Source organism: Kitasatospora sp. NPDC051984, assembly GCF_044593455.1.
Classification (GTDB): domain Bacteria; phylum Actinomycetota; class Actinomycetes; order Streptomycetales; family Streptomycetaceae; genus Kitasatospora.
Genome location: NZ_JBIUCB010000010.1, coordinates 108,006 through 120,947, shown reverse-complemented (window position 1 = coordinate 120,947; position 12,942 = coordinate 108,006). Strand labels below are relative to the sequence as shown.

Here is a 12,942-nt window from a genome sequence, read left to right as displayed (position 1 = left end):
TGCCACTCAACCTGACGCTCTTTCACAATGTGAGGCTCGATCGTTGCCTTGCCTCAACTCCTTTGATCACTGGCTCTCTTGGCTGTTCAGTGCGTGCGGGCGGGCCATCCTCGACAAACCGAACATGACAGGAGACTGCATGCGACTCGTGCCAGGGGAAGCCTTGTTGGGAGGGCGATACGAGATCCTCCAGCCGCTGGACTCGTTCTCGGACGAGGGGAGGCTGTGGACCGCCAACGACACCGACGAGTATGTGAAGCCGTACCTCATGAAGACCTGGCACTTTCCGGAGGGTGGGCCGGACCAGGTGCAACGGGCGCTGTGGGACTCGGAGTTGCGCTCCCTCTACCAGGTCAGGAGCACCCCCGGCTCGGAGCGCTCCTTGCTTCAGCTCCACAACGTGGGCATCGACCTCGAGCACCACTGTTTCGTGATGGTCTTCGAGACGGACGGCCATCGGACGCTTTCCTCTTTGCTCGCCGATCGTCCGGGTTGTTCATGGCTCTCTGGTCGCGGTTCCGACCGTCAGTCGGTCTGGAAGATGCTCGATCGGCTGGCATCCGGTCTGGACCTGCTCCACCGCCAACATGTTGTGCACCGCTGCGTGTTGCCGGAGATGGTGTTCCTGGATCCGGAGGCAGGTCCCGAGTCGGCACGGCTCGGTGGGTTCGAATGGAGCGTGCGGCTGGGGCGTCCGCCCGCGGCCGCACGCACGCGGCGGGGCTGGGAGACACCGCCGGAGTGGGCTTCTGGCCGGCAGGCCTTCGGCCCCGACGCCGATTGGTTCGCCTTCGGCATGCTGGTGGCACGATGCATGCTGGACATCGAGCACCTGGGCTCTACTACGGATCCGGCGGAGCGCTATCGGCTCGTCCGAGACCAACTGGGCCGAGGCGTGGGAGGGGTCAGGCGAAAGCGTGAGATCCAACCGGCTCGCGGCGGGAAGCTGACGCCCCTCGAACAGGAGGTTATCGGCCGGCTGATCGCCGAGGAGCCGACCGAGCGCCTGCGGCGCAGCGACGAGGTGCAGGCGCTTATTCGGGAGGTCATCGACTCGCTCGAGGAGCCACTCGAGAGCGCTGATGCTAATCAACGGCACTTCGTCGTGGTCAACGCCAAGAACCAGCGCCTGGTCGACGCGCTGGAAGCCCAAGGCCTTCGGGCCGCGCTCGGGCTGCAGCCCGGTGACGCCTTCAGTTCGATGGACCGGGACCACGTCGCCAAGCTGATCGGATTCCTCTACGACGACTTCTCCGACGGAGGCATGCTGTCCCCCGGCCTGACCGCTGGGACGGTGGTGCTCTCGGGCCGGACTCTGCACCTTGAGCTCGGCAAGCACGATGATGGAGGTATCAAGAGCTGGCAGAAGGCCTTCTGTCAAAGCGTTCGCGACGACTTCGAGACTGATCCGCGGCGGAGCAGGGAGATCGCTGCCCGAGAACTAGCCTTCATCACCACGAAGCGGCAGCAGCTTCTAATGCCCGCGCTGAGCTGGGATCTCAAGATCCCCTCCTCGGACGACACCAGCGAGCGGCAGAAGAACCAGGAGGATTTGGCCGAGTTCATTCGGTTGACGAATCAGATCGATCTGCTGATCCGTGATGCGGAGGTCTTCCGGTGCCAGGTCTCGGAGGTATGGCGGCGGGAGGACGGCAGCGTCGAGTGGATCGAGGTTCAGGAGATCCCCCGGCAGCAGGCGCCCTTGCCACTCTTCGCGGCCGACGGCGGCATGGCGGCGTTCCTGCTCCGAGACAAGTACAGCGGGAAGTGGGGCAGCAATGAAATCGAGCTGTGCTCACCGGAGTTCGAGGGCCTTCGTGGCGGTTCCCCGACCAATGGTCACTGGGAACTGGTCGAGGCCGATGTCGTGGACGAGACTGTCCGTCTTCGGCCCGCTGGTGCCCTGGCAGGTGGCGGTGGTCTCGCCGAACAACTCGATCCCGACACAGGCGGCCCCCGTCCGGGGCAGGAATACGTCCTTCGCACCAGGGGGCTGAGGCGGCAACTCCAGTTGGTCCGGCGCCGGAAGAAGGCGATCGAGCGTTTGGCGGACCACACCTACTTGCTGGAGAGCCTGTCGGCCCCGGGCCAGGTTTTCATGGATAGTGGGGCGCTGCCGACCACACTTGACGCTCGGAAGGTCGACGCCAGCAAGCGCGCCCAGATCGGCGCCATCATGGGCACTCGGCCGATCTACACCGTGCAGGGTCCGCCCGGGACGGGCAAGACGCACATGGCTGCGTGGCTGCTGCGGGAGATCCTGACCGAGGACCCGATGGCGCAGATTCTCATCACGGCGCAGGCGCACTCCGCTGTGGACGTTTTGAGGTCCAAGGTGGAGAGCGAGGCGTTCCGCGGGATCCCGGAGGAGAGCCGCCCGCTGTCGATCAGGTTGCGCCGGACCGTGGAACCACGTCAGAACGCGGTGGCGACAGACGAGCGCGGGTCGGTGCGGTACGTCGCGCGGGACCTTCTGGACAAGACCATCGGGAGGCTGGAGGCGCTGGGAGCGAAGGCGCCGCTACCGGTGGTGCCGGCCGAATGGCTGGAGGCCTGCAAGGAGATGCGCCGCGATCTTGACACGCAGAACGCCTCGGAGGCCCATGAATTCAGAGAGCTCGTCCGGCGGAGTGCCAGCATCACCTACAGCAGCGCGAGCGACGGGGACCTGGCGGGACTCGCGGGTGAAGTGAGCTATGACTGGTCGATCGTTGAAGAGGCCGGGAAGGCCCATGGCTTCGAGCTGGCCCTGCCGCTCTACCTCGGCCACCGATGGCTGCTGATCGGAGACGCGCAGCAGCTGCCGCCGTACCGCATGGAGGACTACCAGAAGGCGCTGTCGAACCTGGACCAGGTCGTTCAGGCGCTGCGGGACCTCGGGGGCGCGGATGGCTTGGTCGATCGGGATCTGTTCACCCGGTGGCGCGACAGGACCGAGGACGAGAAGACGTACTTCACCAAGTACTGCGCGCGGTGGCTGACCTTCTTCGGGCAACTGCACCGGCTGTGTACGGCGCACGAGCCCGAGGAAGGTCTGCTCACCGGGCAGTACCGCATGCACCCCGACATCGGTGATCTCGTGTCGCACACGTACTACGGCGGAAAGCTGCAGCACCACACCCATGATCGGGCCGCCCACGGCCTGACCGCCCCGGCGGACCTGAAGGACAAGGCGGTGGTGTGGCTCGACCTGCCAGCAGCTGCGGTCGACCTGCGGGCGGCAGAGACTGCGCAGCCGAAGTACCGCAACGAGGCGGAGGCCCATGCGCTCGAAGTGTTCCTGAGTTCCCTGCGTGGTGACCCGGAGCATCCCGCCACCCTCGCGCTCCTGTCGCCCTATGCCCAGCAGGTCGTAGTCCTGGGCCGACAACTCCGTACGCCGGAATTCCGTGCCGAGCTGCTGCGTCACGGGATTGCGCTGGCTCCCGATCCGCGCGGTGCCGGCGGTGCTTTGGCCGGAGCTGCGGGTGCTGCCGACAAGGGCGGTGTCTTCACCGTCGACTCGTTCCAGGGCAATCAATCGGAGATCGTGGCGGTGAGCCTGGTCCGCAACAACAGGAAACAGCCGGGACAAGGCCTCGGATTCCTCAAGGCGGCCTCGCGAATGAACGTCCTCATCTCGCGTGCCGAACGCCTGCTGGTCCTGGTGGGGTCGTGGGACTTCTTCCGCGCCCAGGTGGCGGACGTCCCACGCGACGAACGACAGTACGACGAACTCCGCCACGTGGCCGTTCTGGTGGACCAGCTGGAGAAGCTCTTTGCCGAGGGCCGGGCGGTTCGGGTGCCGGCGAACCTGACCGGACTGGACGTGCGCGTCCGGGACATCGAGGCACAGCGCACGAGCCACCACCGCGGGCAGGGCAAGAAGTCCGAAGGGGGACAACTGTGATCCACATTCTCTTGCCGCTAGACCTCTTCCGGGTCTCGTACGACGTCGCGGTGGGCCGCCCCTACAGTAGGTTAGAGCAGCTGCTGCTGCGGCTCATCGGCGAAGACCAGGGCGACGAGGGCCGCACCTTCGAGGAACTCCGCCAGGTCTTCCAGGTGCATGACCGGCTGCTGATCGAGGGTTTGGTTACGCTGCTCCGTGAAGGCTGGGTGGCCATGGTCCAGAGCGACCAAGAGATCCGCTACGTGGCGACCGCCGAGGGGCTGCTAACCACATCCAGCGGTCGACGGCCGGTCAGCCTGCGCGTCCAGCACAGGCAGCAAAACATCGTTCGTGAGCTGATGAGCTGTCAGCTCGCCCGGCAGTCGGATCTCGATCTGGTGACCGCACGTGATGTTCGGCGGAAGACCAACCGTGGAGCGCGGAGCTTCGCGCTCATGGCGCGACAGCACCGGAAAACCCTCAACGGCGGGGAGACCGAGTGGCTGCTCCCGCGGAACGCGGACGAGCAGCAGTGGATCCGCAGGATCGACAGCAACGCGCGTCTAGTTCGCGGAAGGTACTACCTGCCCCTGCGAGTGGATCTCGAAAAGGCGACGGTGCTGGGGTTGCCCGCCAACTGGAGCCACCTCACTCCGCTGATCCTGGAGGAGACCGAGCAGGAGTACCAGAACCAGAGCCTGGCCACCGGCCCGGCCGCGCAAGAGCGCTTCGAGAAAATGATCAAGGAATGGCAGTGGGGGCGCGATCGCGTCAGGCGCCCCTCCGTACAGGCAGCGGAACTCGTCACGGTGCCCTACGTCGAGACGGCACTGCTGGCTGGTGACAGCCGCCGGCTCGCAGAACGCGCCCTAGCGGACGCGACCACCCATGCGCTGATCGTCGTCTCGCAGCTGGACGACCAGCAGGTCGCGCGGGTGATCGAGGTCTCCGCAAATCTTCGTGGTCGCGGGGTGGGGGTGGACGTCCTCTGGTCGTGCGCCAACGACGAGGCATTGCGCAAGCGCCTAGTCAACGCTCTCGGTGCCACGCGGACGAAGGACCTGGCCGGAAAGGTTCTCTTCAATAGGACGCCGACGGATGCCCTGGCTGACCTCGTGCTCGCGACCACCGACACGGGACCAGTGGCTGTCGTGGGTACCGGGCTGCTGTCTGTGGCGGCACAAGACGAGGCGCTGAGCCCGGCCGTGCTCGTCCGCGATGCGCGGGGGCTGAGCAACCTGGCGTTGCTGGCCTCCGGCTGGTGGCAGGAGAGCCCGGACGACAATGCAGAACTGGCGGCCAGCCGCTGGCGCCACCTGTCTGAAAAGTGGGTCGAGGAAGCAGTGTTGAGCGGAGCCGCGCCGGGGACCGAAGAGGCGGAGACCTCCTGGGACATGCCGACGGTGGCCGTCCCTTCGTCGCCGTCGGTCAACGAGGATTCCGGTACTGCCACCTTGCTGATCGGTGCCGAGGGCCTCGCGGCCCGAAACAGGCTGACCGGGTCCAGCGTCGCGACAGTCGCATCACGTCGGCTCAGGAAGCCGTGGGATTCGGTAAGCCTGGTCGGGACGGCCGAGGAGTGGGTAGTCGGACCCGACAATCCGTCGGTCTCGGCGCTCGTCCTCCTCCTCCGCGGTCGCGTGGCCGCCGAACTCTGGGCGCAGGCAGGGAACGGGCAGGGATCCGACGAGGGCGGCGAGCGGCTCGCGGGCGCCGAGTCCTAACGGAGATGTCAAGCGGCGAGCGTGACGGGCGGCATGGGGCTGCAGGGGACGAGCGCGCCGGAAGACGACCCGACGCCGAACGACAGGCGATCTCCAAACGACGATCATCGTGATGAGCTGCGCGAGCGGGCCTGTCTGGCAGACTGTAGGGGGTTGACAACCGTCGCGGTCAGTCCCAAGGGCCCGACCTGGGCCGCCTCGGTGGACAGCCGGTGGACGGACGCCTTTGAACGACATAGCACGAGGCGACACGGACCAACCTGCCGCACATGCTCTGATCAGCCAAAACATCACGGGGTGGCACAGGGCGGCACCACACAACACGGATGCTCGTGGTCTCGTAATGCGTAGGTCATGGGTTCGAATCCCATAGGCGGCTCAGAGAGAGGCCCAGGTCATTCAGTGATGACCTGGGCCTTTTGGCGTTCCCCGGCCTGTGGGAAGGCGGCGGTGGTGTGTCGTAGGGGGCGCTGTGAGGTGCGGCTGAGGTGGGGAGGCGCGGCGTGGAGCCGAGGGTGCGGGTGGTCGGGCTGGTGCAGGGGTACCGGGGGCGGCGGGTGATCGAGGGGCTGGATCTGGCGGTCGGGGAAGGCGTGTTGGGGCTGCTCGGGCCGAACGGGGCGGGGAAGAGCACCCTGTTACGGACGCTTGCCACGGTGGCGCCGCCGCTCGGCGGGACGCTGGAGGTGTGCGGGGAACCGGTCGATTCGGAGCGGGCGGCGCGGGTGGCCCGGCGGCGGATCGGCTTTCTGCCGCAGGACTTCGGGTACTTCCCGGGGTACACGGTGGAGGAGTTCGTCCGCTACTGCGCCTGGTTGCGCGAGGTGCCCGACGCGCGGGCAGCGGAGGCTGTCCGGAAGGCGGTCGAGGCGGTCGGGCTCGGCGACCGGGCGCGGGCCCGGATGAAGTCGCTGTCCGGCGGGATGCTCCGCCGGGCCGGGATCGCTGCCGCGCTGGTGGGCGAGCCCGAGGTGGTGCTGCTGGACGAGCCCACGGTCGGTCTGGATCCGGCGCAGCGGCTGGAGTTCCGCGCCCTGATCCGTTCGTTGGCCGGGGCGGGCGTGGTGCTCAGCACCCACCTGGTGGAGGACGTCGCGGCGGTGTGCGACCAGGTCGCGGTGATGGACGGTGGACGTCTCGTCTTCCGGGGCACGCCGGGGGAGTTGGCGGCGTTGGCGCGTCCGGGCGATCCGGGTGACAGCCCGCTGGAGCGCGGCTACATGCGCGCCCTCGACGGGCGGCAGGCGGTGGGCCGATGAGCCGGGCGTACCGGACGGAGCTGCGCCGCTCGCCGCTGCTGGTGCTGTTCGGGCGGGACAGATCGTGGATCGGGGTGTGGTCGCAGGCCAGTGCGGCCGCGCAGATCCCGGCGTTCTACCTCGGGCCGGCGATGGCGGGTGCGGCGGCTTGGGCGGCGGCCGCCCGGCGCCGTGCCGGTGTGGTGGTCGGCTTCGCCGTGGCCCGGCCGTCGTGGCGGATCGAGGCCGTGCAGGTGGCGGCAGCCCTGACGTACGGTCTGGCGGCGTACGCGGTCGGCGTGTTGACCGCGGTCGCGGTGACGGTGCGCGACGGCGGGCCGAGTTTCTGGTGGCCCGGCTACGTGCTGCTGGGGGCGGTGCTGATCACCGGGTGCACGGCGTTGGGGCACCTGGCGGGGCGCGGGGGCCGGTCGCTTTTCGCCGTTCCGGTGGTGTGCACGCTGGGGTGCCTGGTGTTTCTCGGGCTGGTCGGTTCGTGCCGCAGGGCGCGTCACCGGGTGTCGGTCTCGTCGCGCTGTCCGGGTATCCGGCCCGGACGGTCGTGGCCTGGCCGCTGCTCGCCCGGGCTGCCGCCGCGCTGGCGCTGGTCGGGCTCGCCGTGGGTGCCGGACGGCAGGTGCGCACCGAGGGGCACGGGCCGAAGTGGCGCGGCAGGGCGTTCGGCACGGCGGGAGGGGTGCTGGCCCTGGCCGGTTCGCTGGTGCTGTGGGCGCTTGCCGGACCGCTGGTGGTGCAGCGGTCTGCGCCCTCCCGTCCGCTGTGCACCGACGGGGTGCCGAAGATCTGCGTGTGGCCGGAGAACCGGCGCTACCTGCCCGAGCTGCGGGAGCTGTCCGAGCGGGCGGCGGCGCTTCCCGCCGGGCGGTTCCGGGTGCCGGCGCAGTTCGCGGAGGAGGGGCTGGACGGGCGGGAGCTCGATCGCGGGAACGGGTTCGTCCTGCGGGAGGGCGAGGTCTGGGAGGTGGCGACGGCGATGGCGATCGGGACTGCCGCGGAGACGGTCCCGCTGTCGTGCGGGCGGGAGGGGGCCGGCCAGTGGGAGCTGATCGCCTGGCTGACCGCCCGGTTCGCGGGTCACGGCGTTCCGGCGAGTGTCCATGGCGGGCCGCCCGGCGTCGACCAGGAGGCGGTCGGGCGGCTGGTCGCCCAGCCCGAGGAGGTGCAGCTCGCCTGGGTGGACCAGCGGCTGCCGCGCGGCGGCGACTGTGGCTGAGAACGGGTTGATGCTGTTCGCGCGCCCGCGTCGGGCCGGCTGGGCGGCGCTCGCCGCCGCGGGGTTGACGGGTGCCCAGCTGTGGTTCGGCTCGGTCGCGATGGCGCTTCCCGGGGCGTACGGCGACAGCACCATGCAGCTGCGGATGGTGCTGGCCGCCGTCTGGGCGGCACTGGTGGCGGGATCACTGCACAGCGGGATGGACAGCTGGGAAGCGGTGGGCGGGCTCCGGATGCGGCGGGCCGAACGGGTCCAGCTGCTGGCCGCCGGGGCGGTGGCGCTGGGCCTGGCGGGCGGCGTGGAGGCGATCGTCTCCGGTCCGGCGAGCGCGGTCATGGTGGGGCGGGCCGTGCTGATCTGGTGCGGGCTCGCGGTGCTCTCGGGGCGACTGTTCGGGCGTCGGCAGGTCTGGGTCCTGCCGTTTGCCACCTTCTTCCCGCTGACGTACCTGGGCTGGGACGCGTCCGGAGCGGTGCGCTGGTGGAACTGGCCGTGGGCGGACCCGCGGAGTGCGGCCTGCTGGGTACTGGCGGCGGGTTCGCTCGCGGTGGGTGCGGCGGCCTGGTGGCTGACGCCGTGGCGGTGGCGGGCGCTGGCGCGCCGTCGGTGAGCGGCGGCGGCGGAACCCTGCTGAAGGCGCTGCGCGGTCGGCCGCATCAGGAGTGTTCCTGGACCGCTGATCGGGGCCGCACGGGAGGGTGGGTGCGGCCCCGGGGAGGTCAGGCGCGGCGGGTGGCGAGGTAGTCGGACCAGGTGGTGGTGCCGTCGGGGTGGGCGGGGGTGGTGAGGTGGCCCTGGCGGAGGGCGGTGCCGAGGCGGCCGGGGAGGTGGACGGGGAGGACGCGGCGGCGGCGGGGGTGGGTGGCGCGGAGCCAGCTGGCGGCGAGCTCGGTGGAGGGGTGGATCTCGGGGCCGCCGAAGTCCGGTGCGTGGCCGGCGGGTTGGCCGAGGGCGAGGGTCACCAGGCGGTCGGCGACCTCGGCGGGGTGGACGGGCTGGCAGGGGGTGCCGGCGAGCATCGGGAGGACGGGCAGCCGGGCGAGGGTGGTGAGCATGCTCTCCAGGAGCTGGGGGAACTGGGTGGCGCGCAGGTTGGTCCAGCCGAGGCCGGACTCGGCGAGCAGGCGCTCGACCTCCAGTTTGACGCGGTAGTACTTCAGCGGGACCTGGTCGATTCCGACGATCGAGATGTTGACGACGTGTCGGACGCCGGCCCGGCGGGCCGCGTCGAGCAGGTGGCGGAAGGCCGGCAGGTCGTCCTTGGGGCGGCGCGGGTCGCTGGCGCAGTGGATCACCGTGTCGACGCCGATCAGGGCGGCGTCCAGGCCGACGTTGGTGACGAGGTCGCCGGTGCGCCAGTCGGTGCCGGTCGCGCCCGGGAGGTCCGGCGGGGTGGTGCGGCGGGTCAGGGCGCGGACCGGGCAGCCGGTTTCGTGCGCCCGGCGCAGGATTTCGCGGCCGAGTACGCCGGTCGCGCCGGTCACCAGCAGGGTGCGGTCGTTCATGGTGGTGGTTCCTTCCAGGAGGGTCGGTACAGGAAGGAACCGGGCGGTCAGGCGTTCTGTGACAGCGGGCGGTGGTGGGCCGCGAAGTGGGCGAGTTTGTCGGGGTTGCGCAGGATCCGGACGGTGGTGACGCCGTCCGGGCCGACATCGATGGAGCCCAGCGAGGTGAGCCGGTCGCCCTCCCAACCGAGTATCGCCGGAAGCCCGTTGGCCTCGGCGGCCTCGAACCGGACGCCGGTGGTGAAGCGGGCGAACAGCCCGGCAAGGAACCGGGAGACGTTGTCCCGGCCGGTCACCGGGCGCAGCGCGGATCGGACCTTGCCGCCGCCGTCCGCCCACACCACGACCTGTTCGGCGAGGAGTTGTTCGAGCCGGTCGAGTGCGCCGTCGGCCGCGGCGGAGAGGAAGCGTTGCAGCAGGGCGGCGTTCTGGGCCGGGTCGGGTGCGGGCTGCGGGGCGTCGTCGGTCAGGTGCCGGTGGCCGCGGTGGTAGAGCTGGCGGGCGGCGGGCTCGGAGCAGTCCAGGACACCGGCGATCTCGCGGTGGCTGTAGCCGAACGCGTCGCGCAGCACCACCGAGGCCCGCTCGGGCGGGGTGAGCCGCTCCATCAGGGTGAGGACCGCGAAGGACACCGCCTCGCGCTGCTCGGCGTGCTCCATCGGCCCGAGGGCGCCGGCGCCGGTGGCGACCGGTTCGGGCAGCCAGGTGCCCGGGTACTCCTCGCGCCTGGCCCGGGCGGAGGTGAGGCGGTTCAGGCACAGGTTGGTGAGCACCTTGTTCAGCCACGGCCCGGGCGCGGCGATCTGCTCCCGCAGCGCCCCGTGCCAGCGCAGATAGGCGTCCTGCACGGCGTCCTCGGCCTCAGCGGCGGATCCGAGCATCCGGTACGCGAGCGAGAACAGCCGCGGCCGGTGGGTCTCGAACTCCTGTGCCGCGTTCATGCCGCCCACGGTAGCGGGGCCGTGCGCACGGCCGAGCCGGGGCCTGCCGCGGTGGCGGGCCCCGGCGGAGGTGCGGCCGTCAGGCGGAAGTGGCGGCGGTGAAACGGGTGGTGACGTCCTGCCAGTTGACGACGTCCCAGAGGCGGGTGACGTAGTCGGGGCGGACGTTCTTGTACTGCAGGTAGTAGGCGTGCTCCCAGGCGTCGAAGGCGAGCAGCGGGACGGTGCCCTGGCCGACGTTGCCGTGGTGGTCGTAGACCTGCTCGACGATCAGGCGCTTGCCGAGCGGCTCCCAGGAGAGGATGCCCCAGCCGGAGCCCTGGACGCCGACGGTGGCGGTGGTCAGCTGCTGCTTGAACGCCTCGAAGCTGCCGAAGTGCTCGGCGATGGCGTCGGCGAGCGCGCCGTCCGGGCGGTCACCGCCCTCGGGGGAGAGGTTCTGCCAGAACAGCGAGTGCAGGACGTGGCCGGACAGGTTGAAGGCGAGGGTCTTCTGCAGGCCGACCAGCGAGCCGAACTGCTCCTTGTCGCGGGCCTCGGCGAGCTGTTCCAGCGTCAGGTTGGCGCCGTTGACGTACGCCTGGTGGTGCTTGGAGTGGTGGAGCTCCAGGATTTCGGCGGACATCGCCCGCTCCAGGGCGGAGTAGTCGTAGGGCAGGTCAGGCAGCGTGTAGGCACCCATGGGTGAGCAGCCCCTCTCGGTCGACGGATGATCCGTTGCGAGGGCCACCCTATTGCAACTTGCTTGCAAGAGCGATGATGGGGCATTAAGGGCGGGTTTCGTTGGGGCTCCTCCGATGCCATGGGCCGTCAAGGAAGCAGCGCTGCAACCGACTCCACCGTGTCCGCCTCGGCCGCGCGCTTGTCCTCCCGGTAGCGCAGCACCCGGGCGAAGCGCAGCGTCACCCCCTCCGGGTAGCGGCTGGAACGCTGGACGCCGTCGAAGGCGATCTCCACCACCAGCTCGGGCCGCACCACCACACCCCAGCGTTCCTCGCGGACCGCCAACTCCCGCAGCCGCGCCGTCTGCCACTCCAGCAGACTGTCGGTGAGGCCCTTGAACGTCTTGCCGAGCATCGCGAACGTTCCGTCCGGCCGCCGCGCCCCGAGGTGCAGGTTGGACAGCCGGCCGGTGCGCCGCCCGTGCCCCCACTCGGCGGCCAGCACCACCAGGTCGAGGGTGTGGACGGGCTTCACCTTCAGCCAGGACGAACCGCGCCGCCCCGCGCTGTACGGCGCGTCCAGCGACTTCACCACCACCCCCTCGTGCCGGTGCTCGGCGGTCGCGGCGCGGGTGAACTCGCGGGCCAGCTGCCGCTGTTCGGGATCGGACGGGTCGTCCACCCGGAGGTGCCGGACCCGGGCGGATTCCGGGACCAGGGCGGCGAGTTCGGCGCGGCGTTCGGCGGCGGGGGCGCCCAGCAGGTCCCGGTCGCCGGTCAGCAGCAGGTCGAAGAAGACGGCGGACAGCGGGAGTTCGGTGTGCTCGCCGTGCGAGCCGACCCGGCCGGACGTCTGCTGGAACGGCCGCGGCAGCCCCTCCTCGTCCAACGCCAGCAGCTCGCCGTCGAGGATGAGCCGCTCCTGCGGCAACTCCCGTACCAGCGCGACCACTTCGGGCAGCCGGGCGGTGATCTCGGCGAGCGTCCGGGTGTAGAGGCGCACCGTGTCGCCGTGCCGGTGCGCCTGGATCCGGATGCCGTCCAGTTTCTCCTCCACCGCGCACGGGCCGAGCCGGTCCAGAGCCTCGTCGACGTCCTTCGCGCTCTGCGCCAGCATCGGCTGCACCGGGCGGCCGACGGTCAGCCGGAAGGCGTCCAGCGCGGCCGGGCCCTGCTCGACCAACCGGCCCGCCAGCGGCCCGAGTTCGCCCGACAGCATGAGTGCCCGCCGAACCGCCTCCGCCGGTGCGCCGACGGCTGCCGCCAGGCCCTCCACCGCCACCGCGTCCAGCGCGCCCTGGCGCAGCTCGCCGGAGAGCAGCCCGAGCAGGAAGTGCTGCTCCTGCCCGGTGGCCAGCGCCATCAACTCGCCCACCTGGCGTCGGCGTTCGCGCTGCGAGCCGGGACCGGCGAGGGCCGCGAGGGCGGACAGCCGGCGGTCCAGCTCCAGCACCCCGAGAGTCGCCCCGGCGGCGGGCTCCGGCCGCTCCCGCAAGGTCTGCCACCCCACCCCGACCTTCCGCTGCGGCAACCGCCCCGCCAGGTACGCCACCACCAGCGGCGCCTCCTCGGCCGACACCCGCCCGAACAGCTCCGCCAGCACCCGTACCTTCTCCGACCGTGCCGCCGTCCCCGCCAACCGCGCCGACGCCCCGGCCACCTCCGCCACCAGCATCCCGACCACCTTCCACCACACGGGCCCCACCGACCACCGTACGAGCGCACCCGGGGCGCACGCGCTCCGCGCGGGTGCGAGACCCGCCGCTC

General features: G+C 70.5%; 9 protein-coding genes. 5 read left to right on the top strand and 4 right to left on the bottom strand.

Going from position 1 to position 12,942, the window contains the following annotated elements; genetic code table 11:
* Positions 1-139: 139 nt before the first annotated feature.
* From ACIHEI_RS21170 to ACIHEI_RS21150, 5 genes are all read left to right on the top strand, one after another.
* On the top strand, positions 140-3,889 hold the full coding sequence (locus tag ACIHEI_RS21170) for an AAA domain-containing protein (RefSeq protein WP_396607683.1): 3,750 nt from the start codon (positions 140-142) through the stop codon (positions 3,887-3,889).
* The gene (locus ACIHEI_RS21165) at positions 3,886-5,595 is read left to right on the top strand and encodes a hypothetical protein (RefSeq protein ID WP_396607682.1); all 1,710 of its coding nucleotides are present in this window, start codon (positions 3,886-3,888) and stop codon (positions 5,593-5,595) included. Before ACIHEI_RS21170 ends, ACIHEI_RS21165 begins: the two co-directional genes overlap by 4 nt.
* A 503-nt stretch (positions 5,596-6,098) precedes the next feature.
* Entirely contained in the window at positions 6,099-6,854 is a 756-nt protein-coding gene (locus tag ACIHEI_RS21160) for an ATP-binding cassette domain-containing protein (protein ID WP_396607681.1), read from the top strand.
* A gap of 475 nt (positions 6,855-7,329) precedes the next feature.
* Positions 7,330-8,067, top strand: a complete 738-nt coding sequence (locus tag ACIHEI_RS21155) for a hypothetical protein (protein WP_396607680.1) — start codon at positions 7,330-7,332, stop codon at positions 8,065-8,067.
* A gap of 10 nt (positions 8,068-8,077) precedes the next feature.
* Positions 8,078-8,677, top strand: coding sequence for a hypothetical protein (locus ACIHEI_RS21150; RefSeq protein ID WP_396607679.1), 600 nt, complete (start codon positions 8,078-8,080; stop codon positions 8,675-8,677).
* Positions 8,678-8,786: 109 nt separating this feature from the next.
* On the opposite strand, the gene ACIHEI_RS21145 is transcribed toward ACIHEI_RS21150, so the two are convergent.
* The 4 genes from ACIHEI_RS21145 to ACIHEI_RS21130 all read right to left on the bottom strand — a co-directional run bounded on the left by ACIHEI_RS21145 (position 8,787) and on the right by ACIHEI_RS21130 (position 12,850).
* Positions 8,787-9,572: an SDR family oxidoreductase gene (locus ACIHEI_RS21145; RefSeq protein ID WP_396607678.1), complete on the bottom strand. Its 786-nt coding sequence runs from the start codon at positions 9,570-9,572 to the stop codon at positions 8,787-8,789.
* 47 nt (positions 9,573-9,619) lie between these two features.
* Complete coding sequence (locus ACIHEI_RS21140) at positions 9,620-10,513, bottom strand: RNA polymerase sigma-70 factor (RefSeq protein ID WP_396607677.1); 894 nt, start codon at positions 10,511-10,513, stop codon at positions 9,620-9,622.
* 79 nt (positions 10,514-10,592) lie between these two features.
* Positions 10,593-11,195 (bottom strand): superoxide dismutase, encoded by a 603-nt coding sequence (locus tag ACIHEI_RS21135; RefSeq protein ID WP_387638965.1) that lies wholly within the window; start codon positions 11,193-11,195, stop codon positions 10,593-10,595.
* Between the two features lie 128 nt (positions 11,196-11,323).
* Positions 11,324-12,850: an ATP-dependent DNA ligase gene (locus ACIHEI_RS21130; protein WP_396607676.1), complete on the bottom strand. Its 1,527-nt coding sequence runs from the start codon at positions 12,848-12,850 to the stop codon at positions 11,324-11,326.
* Between the last annotated feature and the right edge of the window lie 92 nt (positions 12,851-12,942).